Origin of the sequence: Acinetobacter sp. FDAARGOS_559, assembly GCF_003940475.1 — a bacterium.
GTDB classification, from domain to species: Bacteria; Pseudomonadota; Gammaproteobacteria; order Pseudomonadales; family Moraxellaceae; genus Acinetobacter; species Acinetobacter baumannii.
Map to the genome: position 1 here is coordinate 3,660,856 of NZ_RKJG01000005.1, position 19,106 is coordinate 3,679,961.

The 19,106-nt window shown below is 40.4% G+C and carries 15 protein-coding genes; 8 read left to right on the forward strand and 7 right to left on the reverse strand.

The window, feature by feature from the left end; genetic code table 11:
- The first annotated feature begins 68 nt into the window (after window positions 1-68).
- From EGS71_RS19245 to EGS71_RS19255, 3 genes are all read left to right on the forward strand, one after another.
- Complete coding sequence (locus tag EGS71_RS19245) at window positions 69-1,304, forward strand: aspartate aminotransferase family protein (RefSeq protein ID WP_001058605.1); 1,236 nt, start codon at window positions 69-71, stop codon at window positions 1,302-1,304.
- Window positions 1,301-2,395: an arginine N-succinyltransferase gene (astA, locus tag EGS71_RS19250; RefSeq protein WP_000972695.1), complete on the forward strand. Its 1,095-nt coding sequence runs from the start codon at window positions 1,301-1,303 to the stop codon at window positions 2,393-2,395. The genes EGS71_RS19245 and astA overlap by 4 nt, the downstream gene beginning before the upstream one ends.
- Before the next feature lie 398 nt (window positions 2,396-2,793).
- A complete protein-coding gene (locus EGS71_RS19255; protein WP_004736069.1) occupies window positions 2,794-4,257 on the forward strand; it encodes an amino acid permease in 1,464 nt (487 codons plus the stop codon).
- A gap of 80 nt (window positions 4,258-4,337) precedes the next feature.
- Here the strand turns inward: EGS71_RS19255 and EGS71_RS19260 are convergent, their stop codons facing one another.
- A complete protein-coding gene (locus EGS71_RS19260) occupies window positions 4,338-5,798 on the reverse strand; it encodes a coniferyl aldehyde dehydrogenase (protein WP_000442404.1) in 1,461 nt (486 codons plus the stop codon).
- A 129-nt stretch (window positions 5,799-5,927) separates the two neighbouring features.
- Here EGS71_RS19260 and EGS71_RS19265 point away from each other — a divergent pair, with 129 nt between their 5' ends.
- Window positions 5,928-6,998: an AraC family transcriptional regulator gene (locus EGS71_RS19265; protein ID WP_001125646.1), complete on the forward strand. Its 1,071-nt coding sequence runs from the start codon at window positions 5,928-5,930 to the stop codon at window positions 6,996-6,998.
- A 15-nt stretch (window positions 6,999-7,013) separates the two neighbouring features.
- Here the strand turns inward: EGS71_RS19265 and EGS71_RS19270 are convergent, their stop codons facing one another.
- The 3 genes from EGS71_RS19270 to EGS71_RS19280 form a co-directional block, all read right to left on the reverse strand.
- Window positions 7,014-7,910: a DMT family transporter gene (locus tag EGS71_RS19270; RefSeq protein WP_001181015.1), complete on the reverse strand. Its 897-nt coding sequence runs from the start codon at window positions 7,908-7,910 to the stop codon at window positions 7,014-7,016.
- Window positions 7,911-8,035: 125 nt separating this feature from the next.
- Entirely contained in the window at window positions 8,036-9,583 is a 1,548-nt protein-coding gene (garD, locus tag EGS71_RS19275) for a galactarate dehydratase (RefSeq protein ID WP_000917348.1), read from the reverse strand.
- A gap of 70 nt (window positions 9,584-9,653) precedes the next feature.
- Window positions 9,654-11,012, reverse strand: a complete 1,359-nt coding sequence (locus EGS71_RS19280; protein ID WP_000369462.1) for an MFS transporter — start codon at window positions 11,010-11,012, stop codon at window positions 9,654-9,656.
- Between the two features lie 285 nt (window positions 11,013-11,297).
- Between EGS71_RS19280 and gudD the strand changes: the two genes are divergently transcribed.
- The 4 genes from gudD (at window position 11,298) to EGS71_RS19300 (ending at window position 16,276) form a co-directional block, all read left to right on the forward strand.
- Window positions 11,298-12,629, forward strand: coding sequence for a glucarate dehydratase (gudD, locus tag EGS71_RS19285; RefSeq protein WP_000235928.1), 1,332 nt, complete (start codon window positions 11,298-11,300; stop codon window positions 12,627-12,629).
- A 162-nt stretch (window positions 12,630-12,791) separates the two neighbouring features.
- Complete coding sequence (gene kdgD, locus EGS71_RS19290; RefSeq protein WP_000339251.1) at window positions 12,792-13,703, forward strand: 5-dehydro-4-deoxyglucarate dehydratase; 912 nt, start codon at window positions 12,792-12,794, stop codon at window positions 13,701-13,703.
- A gap of 30 nt (window positions 13,704-13,733) precedes the next feature.
- Complete coding sequence (locus tag EGS71_RS19295) at window positions 13,734-15,320, forward strand: aldehyde dehydrogenase (NADP(+)) (protein ID WP_000042114.1); 1,587 nt, start codon at window positions 13,734-13,736, stop codon at window positions 15,318-15,320.
- 242 nt (window positions 15,321-15,562) lie between these two features.
- Window positions 15,563-16,276 carry a FadR/GntR family transcriptional regulator gene (locus EGS71_RS19300; protein WP_000092890.1) on the forward strand — a complete coding sequence of 238 codons (714 nt, stop codon included), beginning with the start codon at window positions 15,563-15,565 and terminating at the stop codon, window positions 16,274-16,276.
- Window positions 16,277-16,341: 65 nt separating this feature from the next.
- On the opposite strand, the gene EGS71_RS19305 is transcribed toward EGS71_RS19300, so the two are convergent.
- Genes EGS71_RS19305 through EGS71_RS19315 form a run of 3 tightly spaced genes read right to left on the reverse strand, consistent with a single transcriptional unit; the run spans window position 16,342 to window position 19,093 of the window.
- Entirely contained in the window at window positions 16,342-18,093 is a 1,752-nt protein-coding gene (locus EGS71_RS19305) for a tannase/feruloyl esterase family alpha/beta hydrolase (RefSeq protein WP_001110031.1), read from the reverse strand.
- Between the two features lie 33 nt (window positions 18,094-18,126).
- Entirely contained in the window at window positions 18,127-18,516 is a 390-nt protein-coding gene (locus EGS71_RS19310) for a PaaI family thioesterase (RefSeq protein WP_000372418.1), read from the reverse strand.
- 40 nt (window positions 18,517-18,556) lie between these two features.
- On the reverse strand, window positions 18,557-19,093 hold the full coding sequence (locus EGS71_RS19315; RefSeq protein WP_000758281.1) for a DUF3237 domain-containing protein: 537 nt from the start codon (window positions 19,091-19,093) through the stop codon (window positions 18,557-18,559).
- Between the last annotated feature and the right edge of the window lie 13 nt (window positions 19,094-19,106).

Genomic DNA, 19,106 nt, shown 5'->3' on the forward strand with positions numbered 1-19,106 from the left:
ATCAATTTGATTTTGAATAATAAGGTCATCAGTTAATCCGAATAATTTAATTTAATGGACTAGATAAGATGAATAATTTTGCAGTTTCTCGTGGTGACTTTAACGAGTGGATGGTTCCAGTATTTGCACCGGCAAATTTCATTCCGGTACGTGGTGAAGGTTCACGTATCTGGGATCAAGAAAATAAAGAATATATCGATTTTGCAGGCGGGATTGCAGTAAATGCATTAGGTCATGCGCATCCAGTGGCAGTCAATGCGTTAACAGAACAAGCAAAAAAACTTTGGCATGTTGGTAACGGTTATACAAATGAACCCGTTCTACGCCTTGCAAAACAACTCACTGAAAATACATTTGCCGATAAGGTATTCTTCTGTAACTCAGGTGCAGAAGCGAATGAAGCAGCTTTAAAACTTGCGCGTAAAGTTGGGCTAGACAGTGGTATAGCTGGTAAAAGCGGTATCGTTGCATTTAACAATGCGTTCCACGGCCGTACTTTATTTACCGTTTCAGCGGGTGGCCAACCTAAATATTCACAAGACTTTGCACCACTTCCCAATGGCATTAACCATGTTGCCTTTAATGATTTAGAAGCTGCAAAAGCAGTGATCAATGAGCAAACATGTGCTGTTATTGTTGAGCCAATCCAAGGTGAAGGTGGCGTTATTCCTGCTGAGATCGAATTTTTAAAAGGTTTGCGTGCGCTATGTGATGAGTTCGGTGCCTTACTTATTTTTGATGAAGTGCAAACGGGTGTTGGCCGTACAGGTGCACTGTATGCCTACATGAACTCTGGTGTTATTCCAGATGTATTAACCACTGCAAAAGCATTGGGTGGTGGTTTCCCAGTCGGCGCAATGTTAACAACCGATAAGTTTGCTCCGCATTTTTCAGTGGGTACACATGGTACGACTTATGGCGGTAACCCTTTAGCAAGTGCGGTTGCTGGTGCAGTATTTGAATTTATTAATACGCCTGAAGTACTTAATGGGGTTAAAGAGCGTCATGACTACTATAAAAACGCTTTAAATAAATTAAATGAAAAATATGAAATCTTTGAAATGATTCGCGGTGAAGGTTTACTGATTGGTTGTGCTTTAAAAGCCGAATTTGCTGGTAAAGCAAAAGACATCAATAACCTTGCGGGCGAAGAAGGTTTACTGAGTCTTATTGCTGGTCCAAATGTAGTCCGTTTTACACCTTCTTTAATCGTTCCATTTGCTGATATTGATGAAGGTTTAAAACGCTTTGAACGTGCGCTTGCTCGCTTTGTAGAAATTCAAAAGGATGAACAAGCAGCATGATGATTATTCGCTACATTGAACCTAGGGATGTTAATGATCTTTACCTGTTGGCTCAAAAAGCGGGTTTTGGTTTGACATCTTTGCAGCCAAATATGGAAAAGTTGGCTGCACGTATTGAACGGGCGTGTAAGACAGTCGCAGGCGAACTCCCAAAGGCAGATCAGGTTTACTTATTTGTTTTAGAAGATACTAAACTCAACAAAGTTGTCGGGGTTTGCGGAATTGAAGTCGCCCTTGGTTTAAAAGAGCCTTGGTACAATTTCCATGTAGGAACCCAAGTTCACGCTTCAGAACCGTTAAGCGTTTATAACGCTTTACCTACTTTGTATTTGAGTAATGACCATACTAACTGTAGTGAGCTTTGTACTTTATTTTTAGATCCTGACTATCGCTTAAATAAAAATGGCAAATTTTTATCTAAAGTCCGTTTCTTGTTTCTCTCTGCCTTTCGCCAATATTTTGAAGAAACGATTGTTGCCGAAATGCGTGGATACTCTGATGCAAATGGGCAGTCACCATTTTGGAATGCGGTAGGCCATAAGTTTTTTAATATTGAATTTACCAAAGCCGATTATTTGAGTGGGGTGGGACAAAAGGCTTTTATTGCTGAGTTGATGCCGAGACATCCACTCTATGTTGATATGCTGCCTGATGATGCTAAAGCCGCGATTGGAATTGTTCACCCCAATACTCGACCAGCCTACAATCTCTTGCTTGAAGAAGGACTACGCTACAAAGGCTATATAGATATTTTTGATGGTGGTGCAACGCTGCAAGCAGATATTGAAAATTTACGAGCAATTAAAGAAAGCCAGATTTTAACTGTACAAGTTGTAGAGTCTATTCCTCTTAGTTCAGGTGATGAACCCTATATTGTGGCCAACGATAACTATGAAAATTATCGAGCCATTCTTGTATTCGGCACACCTTATCAGGAGTTATTGCAAATAACAAAAGCACAAGCAAAACAATTAAATGTTGAAAATGGCTCTTTAGTTCGTGTGCTAAGTGTCCATGTTAAACAGGACTCGAACCCACAGATAGTGAACAAACTTAAAGAAACAGAACATTTGCGAATGGCTGTTAATTAAGCAGAAATACTATACATTTCACCAAATTTAAGAAGGAATACTATATTATCGCTAGCGCAAGAGGGGTATATGGATAAATACGATCTTGCTCGCTGAGCTGGGATTAATTAGCCTGTTTTATTATATAAAAGATAATTCAATAAAATATGTAATTAATTTATATATTTTAAGAATTTTTCAAAATTATATTTTTAAATGCAGGCTAATATAATAATGAAGGAAAGGAATGATGAATAATTTTTATTGTTATAGGTGATAGCTTTTAAAAAGGAATTTATAAGGTTTTAAATGATTTAATAATATTTTTAACATGATTTAATGGACTAAATTAATAATCATATAATTTATTTATTATTAAAGCATTTACGACGGTTGCTATAAATTGGAGTAAATATTACATGAGTAAGAAGAACGGAAAGCAATTCCTGGAAGGAGATCTTCTTGGTAGTCAACATATGACTGAGCAAGAAGAAGAGAAATTGCAGCGCTCATTGACAAATCGTCATATTCAAATGATCGCAATTGGTGGTGCAATTGGTACTGGATTATTTATGGGTTCCGGGAAAACATTAAGTGTTTCGGGTACTTCAATTGTTTTAACCTATTTAATTATTGGTTTTTTCTTTTTCTTCGTAATGCGGGCAATGGGTGAATTGTTGCTTGCGAATACCAATTTTAAAACATTCGCCGATTTTGCAACGGCTTATCTCGGTCCATGGGCAGGGTTCTTCCTTGGTTGGTCCTACTGGTGTAACTGGATTATTACTGCGATTGCCGATGTAATCGTGATCGGAGGGTACATGCAGTTTTGGTATCCAGATTTACCCGTCTGGATTCCGGCATTTACTTCATTGGCGATCTTAACCATACTCAATTTTGTGGCTGTTCGGCTTTTTGGTGAACTTGAGTTTTGGTTCTCCCTCATCAAAATTACCGCAATTATTCTGTTTATTCTGGCGGGTATTTATTTAATAGGTACCGGATTTACTTCTCCAAATGGGGTTAAGGCCTCAATGAGTCATTTGTTTGAAACAGAGTCGATGTTCCCTTATGGTGTAACAGGTTTCTTGGCTGGCTTCCAAATTGCCATCTTTGCATTTGTGGGTATTGAGCTTGTCGGTACGACTGCTGCTGAAACCAAAGACCCGCATACTTCACTTCCAAAAGCCATTAACTCTATTCCTTTACGCATTTTATTATTCTATGTGGGCGCGTTGGTTTGTATTATTGCAGTCACATCTTGGGCAAAAGTTTCACCAGAAAAAAGTCCATTTGTAGAAATGTTTACTTTGGTCGGGTTACCAATTGCTGCGGGTTTAATCAATTTTGTTGTTGCGACTTCGGCTTTATCTTCGGCAAACAGTGGAATCTTTGCAACCAGTCGTATGTTATACGGTCTAGCGTTAGATAATGATGCACCTAAAAGCTTTAGTAAGCTGTCAAAAAGAAAAGTTCCAATTCGCGGACTTGTATTTTCAATGGCATGCGTAACGGTTGGAACATCTATTTTATTTATTGTGCCTAATGTTATGACCGCATTTACGATTATTTCAGCACTCACTTCAATTTTATGTATTTTTACATTCATGTTGATTGTACTTTCGTATATTTATTATCGTAAGAAAAGCCCTGAACTACACATCCAGTCAAAATATAAAATGCCGGGTGGATTATTTATGGCTTGGATGACCATGTTGTTTTTAGTGTTTACTATCGTAATTTTAGCTTTAGACCATGATACTTTAATTGCACTTGAGTGCTCACCAATCTGGTTTATTGGTTTATTTGTTGCCTATAAATATAAAAAGAAAAAGATGTTGCAGCTTGATATTTTAAAAGCACAAAAGGTTGATTATATTTAAATAAATTTTAGTGATTTTATTAGAAATCTTATTATTTAAAACCCAATAAAAAGCCTCATTGCGAGGCTTTTTTATCATCCTTATTTAATATTTGGATCACCTTTCTTCAAGAAAAAGCGAATCGCTAATTTTTGTAAGAATGTTCCATAAGGAGGGTGGAAAAGCTGAGTCGGGAAAAGCCGATGGCGAATAAAAACAGTTTTTGCATGTGAAAGTTCGCGGAAACCTTCTTCTCCATGATATGACCCCATGCCCGAGTTGCCGATACCACCAAAAGGAGCATCATGGTTAACTACATGCCAACCCCAGTCATTGATGGTCACACCACCCGAATGAGTTTCACGTAAAATACGATCACGTTCTATCGAGCTATGTGTAAAGCAATAAAGCGCTAAAGGTCGTTCGTCCGATTTCACATAGGTAATCGCATCATCTAAAGAATCATAAGCCACCACAGGTAAAATAGGGCCAAAGAGTTCTTCTTTCATAATCCGCATGTCTGGCGTGCAATTCAGCACAATCTGTACAGGCATCCTGCGACCTTGTTGGTCAAAGCTATAAGTATCGCAAGGAATAATAAGGGCACCTTTTTCTTGCGCATCGGTCAAAATATCTTGAATACGTTTTAAATGGCGGTCGTTCACAATGGATGTGTAATTCTCATTATTTTCAATGTTTTGACCAAACATTTTTATAAAGCTTGATTTCGCAGCTTCAACAAATTCATCAATACTTTCTTTGGGAACCAACGCGTAGTCAGGCGCTACACAGATTTGACCACTATTAGTTGCTTTGCCATGGGTAATACGTTTTGCCGCATCGGCAAGTGGGTAATTACGGCTCACAATGGCCGGTGATTTGCCACCTAACTCAAGTGTAACAGGTGTTAGATTTTCAGCAGCAGCTCGCATGACGACTTTGCCAATGGCAGGAGAACCTGTAAATACAATATGGTTAAATGGCAAAGAGGTAAATCTTGCTGGGTCTGTAATTTCTTCACCAAACACGGCTACTTCATCTTCGTTAAAGACTTCGGCAAGCATGCGTCTTAGCATGGCATTGGTATTTGGTGTAATTTCAGGGAGTTTAATCATGACTCGGTTGCCTGCAGCTAATGCGGCAATGAGTGGGCCAAGTGCTAAATAAACAGGGAAATTCCAAGGAACAATCACACCAACCACGCCTTTAGGTTGGTATTGCACACTTAAACGGTTCGATAAAAATAAAAGCTCGGTACGGCGTTTACTTGGACGCATCCAGTGGCGTAAATGATGAATCGCATGATCAGCTTCCAACACAGAACCAAGCAAATCTAGTAGTTTAGATTCATCAAGTGATCTAGAACTAAAATCGGAATTAATCGCGGCAGCTAAAGCATCTTGATAACGAATAATTTGTTTTTTAAGTTGATGCAGTTTTGTGCGGCGTGCTTCAAGACTTGGGTAAGGATCTGCCTCAAAATTGGCACGTTGTTTGAAAAAAATAAGTTCCATATGTTCAGTGGCAGAGCCGCTATATTCTTTTAAAGTGGAGCGTTCCATTATTGTTCCTTCCATACTTTTGCTTATCATACTTTATGCTTGAAGCGTCGTATGGTCGATGTTAAATTGAGACAACAAGAGGTAGTTTAGTGCCATTATGCACGTCACTCTAGGGATGGTATGAGTTAAATGCCTAAAAATCTTTATAAAAATGCAAATAGTGTTATCGAAGGAAATTATGATAATACACCCTTAGGTGCCAATACATATTTGCTGGGTTTAACCAGTTTATTTGATGAAATGGGGGCGCAAGGCCATTCAATATCCGATGTTTTATCTGGCACAAATATTTCACCAGATGCTATGAATCAATCCTCTTTATATATTTCCCAAGTCCAAAAAATTCAGCTATTTCAAAATATTCAAAAGCTATCAAATGATCCCTTGATCGGTCTACGAGCGGGACAAAAGCAGCGATTGTCAGATTTTGGAGTGTATGGCTATGCGCTATATTCTTCACGTAATTTTAGACAAGCAGTCGAGCTTGGTATTCGACACATTAAGCTTGCAGGACCTATTTTAAAGAAGTCATTTTATATTCGAGATGATGTTGCCGTTTTTGAAGGGCAGGACATTATTGCACTGGGTAAGCTTTTACCTTTAGTGTGCGAGTTTTGGTTTAGCTCTATGCAAACCTTAATTGAACGAGTGCTTGAAGGACCATTTCAAGCGAAGAAGCTTTTATTACCATACCCAGCGCCTGATTATGCAGAAGAATATGAAAAAGTTTTTCATTGTCCTGTTCAGTTTAATGCTGGGGTAATGCAATGGCACTTTGATTTAAAATGGCTCGATGTACCTTGTCCAAATGCCAATCCGATTACTGCGGACATGTGTAAGTCGTTTTGTGAGCGGATGTTAGGCGCTGCTGAACTTGAAGAGCCTGAGTTGGTGAAAACGATTCGTTTAATATTATTGGATGGAACAGGGCTTTTTCCATCAGCTCAAGAAATGGCTGAACGTTTACATATCTCAAAGCGTACTTTACACCGGCGCTTGGCAGGTTTTGATTTAACCTATCAAGAATTGTTAGATGAGACTCGGCGCCGTCTTGCTGATGAATATTTGCGAGAGACAACTTTAACCATAGATGAAATTGCTGAGAGAATTGGCTTTTCAGATACTTCTAACTTTCGAAAAGCCTATCGTCACTGGACAGGCATTTCACCAAATGAGTATCGAATACAGTACCTAAATTAGATTAAGGTTTGTTTATTATTTAAATCGAGAGAGTAACTTTTTCTGCAAAAATGGATTACAGAGCAAAATGGCAAATAAAATAATAAATATGCCGATAATACTGAATAGATCTGGTAATTCATGCCAAAAAACAAATCCCCATATCCCTGCAAAAATAATGGCAATGTAATTCATTGGGCCAATTTGTCCTGCCGGCGCTAAGCTGTAGGCATAAGACATAAACAGTTGACTAATATTAGCTAAAAGTCCTGCGGCAATGAGTAATGCTAATTCATGCCAAGTGAAAATACGCCAATGCCAAAACATCGGAATAGAGGAAATTAAACTACCAAAAACACAAAAGTAAAAAACAATACGTTCAGGTGGCTCTGTACTGGTTAAAGCTCTTACGGTGACAAAAGCCATTGCTGATAAAAAGCATGCACCTAAGCCAATAAATGATAGTGCGTTAAATAGACCTTGATCGGGTTTAGCGACAAATAAAACCCCAATGAGTCCAATCACAGCGGCAAAAATCATCGATTTGGTAATTTTTTCTTTTAAGAAAAGCCATGCAATGAGTGGAATAAAAATAGGAGATGAATAACTAAAAACCATGGCGTTCGATAGTTTTAAGTTCGCAATGGCATAGAAAAAACCATACATGGCGGCTAGCCCGACAATGCTTCGCCAAGTATGCATCCAGAGTTTATCGGTTTTAATAAAATCTAGCCCCTGTTTAAAGAGCATCGGAATAAAAATAAATAAACCTACTGCATTTCTAAAAAATACGACGGTCGCGTTATCTACCGTTTGTGAAGCAAAACGAATGCACACTCCCATAATGGAAAACAATAATGCCGACGTCATAAGACAAAGCAGTGCTTTTCCAAGTTGTGTAGAGGGGAGGTTTGAAGCAGTCTGATTTTGCATAGAGAAATACAGTTCTTAATTTTCGATGTTATTTTAGCAGCGCTGTTAAGTTTTAGTGAAATGTGTCGTAATTAATAGGGGAAATAAGAAAGATGAGGTGATATAACCTCATCTTCTAAACCTTATTAGGTCACTGGTGCAGGGTTAAATACAGCGAGTGAGTTATGAATACCCCAACGGTCCGACCACGTTTGCTGCTCACCACTAGCCACGCGTAAAATCATTTCAAAAAGCTCCCAGCCCACTTCTTCAATAGTTTTCTTTCCAATCGCAATATCGCCAGCACTGATATCAATCAGGTCATACCAACGGTTTGCAATATTATTTCGGCTTGCCATTTTAATGACAGGTACGGCTGCCAGCCCGTAGGGTGTACCGCGGCCTGTAGTAAAGACTTGGACCGTAATTCCAGATGCCATTTGCTGCGTACCACAGATAAAGTCACTCGAAGGAGTGGCCGCAAAAATTAAACCCTTTTTAGTCGGTCTTTGGCCCGGTGCGAGAACTTCTACAATCGGTGAGCGGCCCGATTTGGCGATCGATCCCATCGCTTTTTCTACAATGTTATTCAGTCCGCCTTTTTTATTGCCGGGTGTGGTATTGGCACTTCGGTCCACTTGGCCTGCTGCTAAATAGTCATCGTACCATTTCATTTCCCGAATTAGATCTTTGGCAACTTGTTCATTTGCTGCACGTGGAGTAAGTAGGTGAATACCATCTCGGACTTCTGTAACTTCAGAGAACATGACTGTACCGCCACATTGCACAATCAAGTCAGCTGCGAAACCAACGGCAGGGTTAGAGGTAACTCCCGAAAATGCATCACTCCCACCACATTGCATGCCTACAACTAATTCAGAGGCTGGAACTTCTTCTCGAGTACGTTGATTAAGCTTTTCAAGGTGTTGTTCTGCCACGGTTAAAATATGGTTCACCATACTTTCAAAACCGTTGTGGCGTTCATCTTGTAACTGAATAATATCTTCGTTTGCTAGGGGAATATATTTGTTTTCTTTAGGAATATTTAAAAGTCGTTCGGGTTGCATTTTTTCGCAGCCCAGACTCACCACCATAATTTCTCCACCAAAATTAGGATTGAGTGCAAGGTTATGTATGGTACGAATAGGAACAATTGCAGCGGGTGCATCGATTGCCACACCACAACCATATAAATGGTTTAATCCAACTACACCATCTACATTTGGATATTTTGGAAGTAAATCACGTTCAATAATTTTAACGACATAATCGACAATACCCTCTACACAGTTAACACTGGTCGTAATACCTAAAATATTTTTTGTGCCGACGCTGCCATCCTTATTTTTATAACCTTTAAATGTATATCCGGTCAGTGGAGGAAGCTTGGGGTCGGGGCGAGTTGCTAACTCAAGAGTATCTAGCTCAGGTGCCTCTGGCATTTGGGTAACGGCTTCATTTACCCAAGAACCTGCGGGTAAATCTTTGTTGGCATAGCCAATGATTTCGCCATAACGAACAATTGCTTCACCTTGCTTTAACGGCTCCAATAAAACCTTATGTCCTTGTGGTACTTCATCAACCAAGGTGAGTTGGTATTCTTCAATATATGTAGAGGATGGTAAGCCACCGTCATTGACCACAATGGCTACATTATCGAGAGGACTGATTCTTATTAGGAGAGGCTTCAGCATGATCGTTCCTTGTATACATTTGAAGAGAGACCATAACGCTTAATGTGTTTAAGCGTTATGGTGTAAAGGTTTAAGAAGTAGGTTTTAACTCGAAGCGCTGAATTTTGCCGACAATAACGGTATAGCAAATGACAGCTGCGATGGCATGTACACCGACATAAGTTAATGCAAGGTTGAAAGAGCCTGTACTTGCCAAGATATAGCCGATCACAATTGGGGTTACGATTCCTGCCGTATTACCAAATGCATTCATCATTCCACCTGATAAGCCCACCATTTCTTTTGGTGCAACATCAGACATCACTGCCCAACCTAAAGAGCCGATTCCTTTACCGAAGAATGATAAGGACATAAAGAATACAATTGCTGCTTGAGAATCTACGTAATTACATAAAATAATTGAGGTTGAAACCAGGAAGCCAACTACGATAGGAAGCTTTCTCGAAAAGCTTAAGCTGTAATTCATTCGAATTAACTTATCTGAAATTAAGCCACCTAAAATTCCGCCTACAAAGCCACAGAGTGCTGGTGCAACCGCCGCAAAACCCGCTTCTAAAATGCTGAGATGTCTTTCTTTGACAAGGTAAACAGGGAACCAAGTCAAGAAAAAATAGGTCAGTGTATTTACACAATATTGGCCAATAAAAATACCGAGCATCATACGTGAAGCAAGAAGTTGTTTAACTTTACTCCAAGTAATTTTCTCTTTTTTAGCGTTTTGGCTGTTTTCGCCCATATCGAGTAAAGCACCTTCTGAAGCAATGTATTTTACTTCTTCAGGATTTACTGTTGGATGATTGGTCGGGCTATAAATGACCTTGAGCCAGATAAAGGAAAGAATGATTCCAAGACCACCCATGACCCAGAAAATAGACTGCCAGTGGACGGTTGCAACAAGCCAGCCCATGAGGGGAGCGAAAAGTACGGTCGAGAAATAAGAGGATGAGTTAAAAATGGCAGCGGCAGTTCCACGTTCTTTGGTTGGAAACCATGCAGCAGCAATTTTACTGTTACCCGGAAAAGCAGGCGACTCAGACAGACCGACTAAAAATCTGAGTATAAAGAGTGAAGTAATGATGGTTGCAGTATCACCTAAAATGTCGGTAAAACCGATTAAAACAGTGAACAAAGACCATAAAAACAGGCTCCAGAAATATACACGGCGAGCACCAAACTTATCGAGTAGCCAGCCACCTGGAATTTGACCAATCACATAGGCCCATGCAAAGGCCGAGAAAATATATCCCATAGTGACTGAGTCAATTCCCAGTTCATGAGACATTGGCGTTGCTGCCATTGAGAGAGTTGCACGATCACCGTAATTAAAAGCCGTGACCAAAAAAATCATCGCAAGAATGTAATAGCGAGTTTTTGTATGCTTGGCTCTTTGCTGAGTCACTACAGCAATATTTGTTTGCAGATTATCCATATACAAACTCTTTTTAATAATCGACCTATTTGCATATCCGTGAAATAGGTGACGTCATGTCAAATTCATCGATAGAATAGATGAGAAAACGGAATGTTGTATCTACTCTATAGTCCTAATTCTAAAACCGCGCCTTTAGATGTATGACATCATATGATTAAAAATATTATTTTGGCAAGTAGGCTCGAAAAATAATTTTTGTGCGAGTTTATATTGACAAGTTGTCTGATGTCTTATAAGTTTTGGTGATGAAAAAATAGTATCAGTATGCCAAGGAGTATTTTAATGGCGACCTCTACACCTATTGTTAAATCCATTCGAGCAATCCCTGTTGCTGGGCATGATAGTATGCTGCTCAATTTGAGTGGTGCCCATGGACCTTATTTCACTCGTAATATACTCATCATTGAAGATAACTCTGGAAATATTGGTGTAGGTGAAATTCCAGGCGGAGAGAAAATTTTAGCGACATTAAATGATGCTAAAGCCTTGGTAGAAGGGCAGCCGATTGGTGAATATAAAAATCTACTTAAAAAAATTCAGCAAACTTTTGCTGATCGTGACAGTGGTGGTCGAGGAAACCAAACCTTTGATTTGCGTACAACCATTCACGTTGTAACGGCTTATGAGTCAGCATTACTTGATTTGCTTGGTAAGCATTTAAATGTAAATGTTGCAAGTTTACTTGGTGAAGGGCAACAACGTAGTGAAGTTGAAGTATTAGGGTATTTATTCTTTATTGGTGACCGAAAACAGACTTCATTAGACTACGCAACATCTACTCAGCAGCATGAATGGTATAAAGTCCGTCATGAAAAAGCGTTAACACCTGAGGCTGTGCAGCGTTTAGCAGAAGCATCTTATGACCGTTATGGGTTTAAAGACTTTAAGTTAAAAGGTGGCGTGTTACAGGGTGAACAAGAAGCCGAAGCTGTTACAGCTATCGCGCGCCGTTTCCCGGATGCACGTGTAACGCTTGATCCAAATGGTGCGTGGTTTTTAGATGAAGCAATTGCTTTAGGTAAACATTTAAAAGGTGTGCTGGCCTATGCAGAAGACCCGTGTGGTGCAGAGCAAGGTTATTCAAGCCGTGAAATTATGGCTGAGTTTAAGCGAGCAACGGGGTTACCGACCGCTACGAATATGGTTGCGACCGACTGGCGGGAAATGTCGCATAGTATTCAATTGCAAGCTGTTGATATTCCTTTAGCTGACCCGCATTTCTGGACATTGGAAGGTTCGGTGCGTGTTTCTCAGTTATGTAAAATGTATAACTTAACGTGGGGATCGCATTCAAATAATCACTTTGATATTTCCCTTGCCATGTTTACCCATGTTGCAGCGGCTGCCGTGGGTAATGTGACTGCAATTGATACGCACTGGATTTGGCAAGAAGGTACAGATCAACTGACTAAAGCACCGCTTGAAATTAAAGACGGTAAAATTCAGGTACCAACAGCACCGGGACTTGGCGTCGAACTTGATTGGGATCGAATTAATCGAGCCCATGAACTTTATAAGTTAAAAGGTTTAGGAGCTCGTAATGATGCGGATGCGATGCAATTTCTGATTCCTAATTGGACTTTTAATAATAAAAAGCCATGTTTGGTTCGTTAATCTGACTCGATTCGTATTTAAATATTGAATTGATAGCTGTCCTTTGGGGCAGCTTTTTTATTGCTATAAAAAAATTAATTTTAAAAAGAAAAAAGATATTGAAAGAAATTAGATTGATGATGTAAGATGTCTGACAACATAAACACGTATGGAAACTTGCAAATGGATGCTCTTGAGTTAAAAAACATTATTTCTGATGGTTTACTGTCTTTCCCCGTAACAGATTTCGATCAAAACGGAGATTTTAATAAGTCTTCTTATGCAAAACGTCTTGAGTGGTTAGCTCCATACGGCGCAAGTGCTTTATTTGCTGCAGGTGGTACAGGTGAATTTTTCTCATTAACTGGCAATGAATATTCTGAAGTAATTAAAACTGCGGTAGATACATGCAAAGGCAGTGTACCGATTATTGCTGGGGCAGGTGGTCCGACACGTCAGGCGATTGAACAGGCAAAAGAAGCGGAACGTTTAGGGGCACACGGTATTTTGTTAATGCCGCATTACTTAACTGAAGCAAGCCAAGAGGGTTTAATTGAACACGTTAAGCAAGTATGTAATTCAGTAGACTTTGGCGTAATTTTTTATAACCGTAGCGTATCAAGATTAAATCTCGATTCGATCCAAAAGTTAACTGAGATGTGCCCGAACTTAATCGGTTTTAAAGACAGCTCTGGCCAAATTGATATGATGACGGCAGTGACTCAAACTATGGGTGATCGTTTGTCATATTTAGGTGGCTTGCCGACAGCAGAAGTTTTTGCAGCGCCATATAAAGCCTTAGGTTGCCCAGTTTACTCGTCAGCTGTATTTAACTTTATTCCAAAGACTGCTATGGAGTTTTATAACGCGCTTCGCAGTGATGACTTTGAAACAACCAATCGTTTGATTAAAGATTTCTTCTTGCCACTGATTAAAATTCGCGACCGTAAATCAGGTTATGCGGTAAGCATGATTAAAGCAGGTGCCAAAATTGTTGGGCATGATGCAGGTCCTGTGCGTCCACCATTAAGTGATTTAACTCAAGCAGACTATGAAGATTTGGCTGCTCTCATTGCGACACTTGGTCCGCAATAATTCTAACTGTTTAGGTATTGGAGCTTTAAAATGAGTAAAAATAACGGTCGGCAGTTTATTAATGGTCAACGCGTTGCTGTAAATGCGCCAGCTTTAGAAAGTATAGGTGCAAAAGACTATCAGCCAACAGGTTATGTATTTAGTCAGGCGACCCTTGAAGAAGTGGATCAAGCTGCTCAAGCTGCGCATAACGCTTTTTTAGTTTATAGCCAAACTTCTCAAGAGCAACGTGCCTCTTTTCTTGAGGAAATTGCTCGCCAAATTGAAGCATTAGGTGCGAACCTGCAAGAAGTCGCTTCACTTGAAACAGGCTTACCACTTGCTCGTCTTCAAGGAGAGACAGGCCGTGTTACTGGTCAGCTTCGACTGTTTGCTGAACTTTTACGCCGTGGCGATTTTTATGGTGCTCGTATTGATGTGGCATTACCAGAACGTAAGCCCTTGCCGCGTGTCGATTTGCGTCAATATAAAGTTGGGGTAGGACCGGTTGCTGTGTTTGGCGCGAGTAATTTCCCACTCGCATTTTCAACTGCAGGCGGTGATACCGTAGCTGCTTTAGCAGCAGGATGTCCGGTTGTCTTTAAAGCACACTCTGGCCATATGGCGACTGCTGAGCTTGTTGCAGAAGCCATTGAAAAAGCAATTGAAGTTTGCGGTATGCCTAAAGGCACATTCAATATGATTTTTGGTGGCCGTATTGGTGCAAACTTGGTAGAACATCCACTCATTCAGGCAGCTGGTTTTACAGGTTCTCTTGAAGGCGGAATGGCGCTTTATAACCTTGCGCAGAGCCGTCCTCAGCCGATTCCATTTTTTGCTGAAATGTCGAGTGTGAACCCTGTAGTGGTTTTATCTCAAGCGCTGAGTTCTCGTGGTGAACAAATCGCTCAGGATACGGTTGCCTCATTTAATATGGGATGCGGCCAGTTCTGTACAAAACCGGGGTTAATTTTAGGCGTACAAGGTCCTGAATTTGACAGTTTCGTAGCAGCTTTAGCTGAAAGCACGCAAAAAGCTGTGCCTCAGGTTATGTTGAATGAAGGTACTTTAAAAAGCTATCGAACTGGTATTGATGCATTAATAAATGAAGCTGGTTTTGAGGTCATTGCATCGGGTCAGGAACCTGAGTTGGTTTCTCAAGCAAAAGCACATCTATTTAAAGCGGACCAATCTGTTTTATTGTCAGGCAACCCAAAACTACAACATGAAGTTTTCGGGCCAATGTCGATTGTGATTGGCGTAGAAGATGAAGCGACTTTGTTAAAAGGGATCGAGGCTTTAGGTGGACAGCTTACAGCAACCATTATTGGTGATGAAAATGAATTGTCTAAGGCAGGCGAGCTTCTTGATTTGTTAACCCGTAAAGTTGGCCGGATATTGTTTAACGGTTTCCCGACAGGGGTAGAGGTATCGGATGCTATGGTACATGGTGGTCCTTTCCCTGCAACCAGTGATGCCCGTGGCACTTCGGTGGGTACGGGAGCAATTGAGCGCTTCTTACGCCCGGTATGCTTCCAAAATACGCCACAATTATTATTACCCGATGCATTAAAAGACAGTAATCCACTACAGATTACTCGTCTGGTCAATGGGCAGTTAAGTCAGGCCCAAATTTAAAAATGGTGCAGCTTAATCAAGAGTATTGAGCTGCATATTTTTTAACTTATTCAAAGAATTGTTAAATATTTAAATAAGCACAAATTGCTTACTTTTTAAATATGAGTGGTGGTTTAATAAGTGAGAGAAAATATTTTATTTTTAATAACTTAAGGGTCTAAAAACCGAATATGACTATCGGCTAAGTTTATAGTAAAATGAATTTTATAATTTTTTTCAACATTTCATGAGTTCTTCAGATTATGTCTAGCGCAATTAAACCTAGATCAACAAAAAAACTAAGCCAGATTATTGTAGAACAACTGATCGAAAAAATTCAGTCTGGAGAATTTAAAGTTGGAGAAAAAATCCCGACCGAACTTGAATTAATTGAAACTTTTGAAGTAAGCCGTTCTGTCATTCGCGAGGCAATTACTGAGTTGCGTTCATTAGGATTCGTCGAGACTCGTCACGGAATTGGTACTTTTGTAAAAGAGCAGACTGTTGAGCAAAACTTTCTGTTGTCTAATGCCAGTTTAGAAACCATTAATGACATTATTTCCTTGCTTGAGCTTCGGATTAGCCTTGAGTCTGAAGCTGTCTTTTTAGCATCTGAGCGCCGTAAGCAAATCCACATCGATAAAATGAAAGCTGCGCTTGAAGACTTTGAACGACATATTTCTTCAGATGCAAATGATGGTACGGTAAAAGCTGACTATGATTTCCATATTGCCATTGCTGAAGCTTCTGAAAACCAATATTTCGTTGATTTTTTAAAGTATCTGGGTGAAAAAATTATTCCACGTGCACGTGTTAAATCTATTGAGCAAAGTCCTGAAAATCGCGAAGAATATTTAAAAGCGGTTCACCATGATCATGTCAATATTTATAACGCAATTGTGGATCAGGACGGTTTATTGGCCCGACAAATGATGCGAGCTCATTTGTCTAAAAGTATTAAAAAGTTTAAGCAGTAAAGCTTGAGCTAAGATCAAGATAAAAAAGAGAGCTTATTTAAGCTCTCTTTTAATTTTATACGGTGTTATTTACAGCTAAAGTTTTCAGCTTTTTCGCTATCACCTTGACCATTGTAACGAGCAATCAGTGGGTAAGGGCAAAGTGGACGAGTACGGTCAGGCGCCCAGTCTTGAGGAAGTTCAGTATTCACTTGACCACTCGGGTTACCTGCACCGCGTGCAGTTGCAATGATTTTGTCAGGTGCTTGCCCGTATTCCACCCAGTTGACTAAAGCAGTCAATGCATCAAATTGGTCGGTCGCAATGCCATCACGGGTATGGTTCATGCCCGGAACTCTAAAGAAACGTGCAAATTCAGGTGCTGTACCTTTTGCATCATTTTTATAGTGTTGTAGCAGTTGATCGTACCAATTTTGGGTGTCATCTACAGAGAAAACACCGTCTGCTGTGCCTTGTACCACAATCATTTTTCCACCGTGATTACGGAGTTTATCCAAATTCAATTCATCAGGTGGCATCATGAATGACATGGAACTTTCGGTATAAACATCATTGGTTGCTGATAGTTTTGGATAGTCGGTATCGAAGTTAAAATTAAAGGCAAATTGTCTAGAGTTTTGAGTCACAGTTGGGTCTGGTGGAACCTGAAAAAGAATGCCGACTGCAACGGGGTCACGTGCTGTTCCCACCGAAGATTCAAATTTCCAGCTTGCCCAGTTACTGCCGACTAAACCGGGGTCGAAAGGCTGGGTTGCATAGAGGGCTTGTCTAGCCGAATTTACAGGACCACGGTAAATGTTGGCTAATACATCAATTTGTTCGGGGCTTAAACAAGTACCGTCTCTTGTGCTTGAGCAAACGGGTACATGCTTATGAATATCAAAAGCTGTACGGCAAGCCTCGACGTCTTGAACCAGTCCATCTGTAACACCGTCTAAAGCATCGCATCGATCTAAAATCGCTTTTGCTAATACTTTACGCTCTGAAAGAGTAAGTGCGGTACTTAGGTCATTTTCATCTGTTGCTACACGACGAAGCTGCTGCGCTGTGTAGAGCTGAGCCGCGGCTGCACGAGGTAAATGAAAACCCGGTGTACTTGCTAAAATTCCATCATATTGGTTACCCAAACGAGTTGCAGCAATCATGGCATGACGCCCACCGTTAGATGTACCGCCTGCATAGGAGCGGTCTGGCAATTTACCATATGCGGCTTTAATTAGATTTTTTGCCATAGGCGTGAGTTTGGTAATCGCACCGTAGCCGTAGTTAATTCTAGCTTGAGGGTCTAAACCGAACATTGGATTTTGTGAAGCATTATGTCCGGCGTCGGAGGAAATAACCGCAAAACCATCATGTAAAGCATTGGTCAGTGGACCACCGCTGCCGACCTGACCTGTTGCAGGCACTAAATTACCATCGGTTCCGCCATTACCTTGATAGAGGAAACGGCCGTTCCAGTCTATTGGTAAGCGCATTTCAAAACCAATTTGATAAGTTTGTCCATCGACAGGGCTTACCCGTTGATCCATATAACCTTTGACCAAACAATGTGCACCAATCGGTTTGTTGGCGACAGTCAATGTACCTGCTTCTTGAAGGGTAGCTGAGCTAATAACGGTATTGTTGTACTGAAATCCGAGTAAGTCTGAACAGCTTCCTGTCATTTTTACGCCAACAGCAGGAGATAACTGCGGTGGTTTGGTTGTTGACGGAACCGTTGTGTCATCATTATCACTTCCACAGCCTGCCAAAGAACTAAGCATGGCAAGCACCAAAGCGGAGCGGGTCAAAATTCGTTTATTGTTGGTGTAATTCATTTATTCATATCCTTATTGAATGAATGTTTGCAATTAATCTAAAACCAAAAAATTAGCTGTGCTTCGTGCAATCATTTTGTTGTTTTGCCAAGCTTCACTTTCGAGATTTAGTACAGTTTTGCCTTGTTTAATGAATCGGCATTTTGTAATGACTTCGCCCACAGCACAGGGTCTTAAAAAATCCATCGTTAAGTTGATGGTGGTAGCGGGTTTACGGTCATTAGCGAGATATGCAAAAAGTCCCATCACATCGTCAAGCATGGCGCAGATCATGCCGCCTTCAACGGTGCCGCGTGGATTGGTAAAGCTTTCTAGCGCCGTGTAGTGGATGGTGAGTTCAGTGTTTTGGTCATTCCAATGGATATTATGTCCACCCAAATGCTGATGGATGGGCGGTAAGTGTTCTAAAGTTTTTTGATCCATAATGAAGGCTCCATCCTTTTTGTAGGTGTTATAAAAATTATTATTTCAGGGTATAGGCATCATAAATAACTGCTTTACCCAAGCGCATTGCACTGCCTACCGCAACGGTCTGGTTAAGCCATGAGTATTTAGGTGAGCTGGTTTCAAACTGCATGGTAATTTTGAAATAGTAGTTTTTCGGGTCGACATCTTTGCCTTGGGCAAGCTGTTTTAGCGTCTCTGCCGAGCCATGGCGGTAACCTTTGGTTTGAAGGTAAATAAGCGCACCATCATCGGTTTCTAACAAATATCGCGTATCAATAATGGCCAGTCCTTTACTGTCGACAATTTGCCAATCTGCGCCATTATTTAAAATGCGGCCCTTAAGGGATTTACCTTCAAATGTCCCGCCTGTAATAGGAATAACTCGGCGTTTACCTGCATCACTGGTGGTGCCTAACTCCCAAACAGGCGCATTTAGATCAACACTAAATTTTGCTAAAGGCTCAAGCTGAATAGGTGGTGGGTTATATTGCGTTTCGGCATGAGTCAGGCTAAAGAGACAAATTCCGCAGAGTAGTGTTACAACTTTCTTCATGATGAATTTCCCG

Bases quoted from the DNA above. Each gene is read 5' to 3' on its own strand.
- EGS71_RS19245 (WP_001058605.1), top strand. From the start codon at position 69: ATGAATAATTTTGCAGTTTCTCGTGGTGACTTTAACGAGTGGATGGTT.
- astA (WP_000972695.1), top strand. From the start codon at position 1,301: ATGATGATTATTCGCTACATTGAACCTAGGGATGTTAATGATCTTTAC.
- EGS71_RS19255 (WP_004736069.1), top strand. From the start codon at position 2,794: ATGAGTAAGAAGAACGGAAAGCAATTCCTGGAAGGAGATCTTCTTGGT.
- EGS71_RS19260 (WP_000442404.1), bottom strand. From the start codon at position 5,798: ATGGAACGCTCCACTTTAAAAGAATATAGCGGCTCTGCCACTGAACAT.
- EGS71_RS19265 (WP_001125646.1), top strand. From the start codon at position 5,928: ATGCCTAAAAATCTTTATAAAAATGCAAATAGTGTTATCGAAGGAAAT.
- EGS71_RS19270 (WP_001181015.1), bottom strand. From the start codon at position 7,910: ATGCAAAATCAGACTGCTTCAAACCTCCCCTCTACACAACTTGGAAAA.
- garD (WP_000917348.1), bottom strand. From the start codon at position 9,583: ATGCTGAAGCCTCTCCTAATAAGAATCAGTCCTCTCGATAATGTAGCC.
- EGS71_RS19280 (WP_000369462.1), bottom strand. From the start codon at position 11,012: ATGGATAATCTGCAAACAAATATTGCTGTAGTGACTCAGCAAAGAGCC.
- gudD (WP_000235928.1), top strand. From the start codon at position 11,298: ATGGCGACCTCTACACCTATTGTTAAATCCATTCGAGCAATCCCTGTT.
- kdgD (WP_000339251.1), top strand. From the start codon at position 12,792: ATGGATGCTCTTGAGTTAAAAAACATTATTTCTGATGGTTTACTGTCT.
- EGS71_RS19295 (WP_000042114.1), top strand. From the start codon at position 13,734: ATGAGTAAAAATAACGGTCGGCAGTTTATTAATGGTCAACGCGTTGCT.
- EGS71_RS19300 (WP_000092890.1), top strand. From the start codon at position 15,563: ATGTCTAGCGCAATTAAACCTAGATCAACAAAAAAACTAAGCCAGATT.
- EGS71_RS19305 (WP_001110031.1), bottom strand. From the start codon at position 18,093: ATGAATTACACCAACAATAAACGAATTTTGACCCGCTCCGCTTTGGTG.
- EGS71_RS19310 (WP_000372418.1), bottom strand. From the start codon at position 18,516: ATGGATCAAAAAACTTTAGAACACTTACCGCCCATCCATCAGCATTTG.
- EGS71_RS19315 (WP_000758281.1), bottom strand. From the start codon at position 19,093: ATGAAGAAAGTTGTAACACTACTCTGCGGAATTTGTCTCTTTAGCCTG.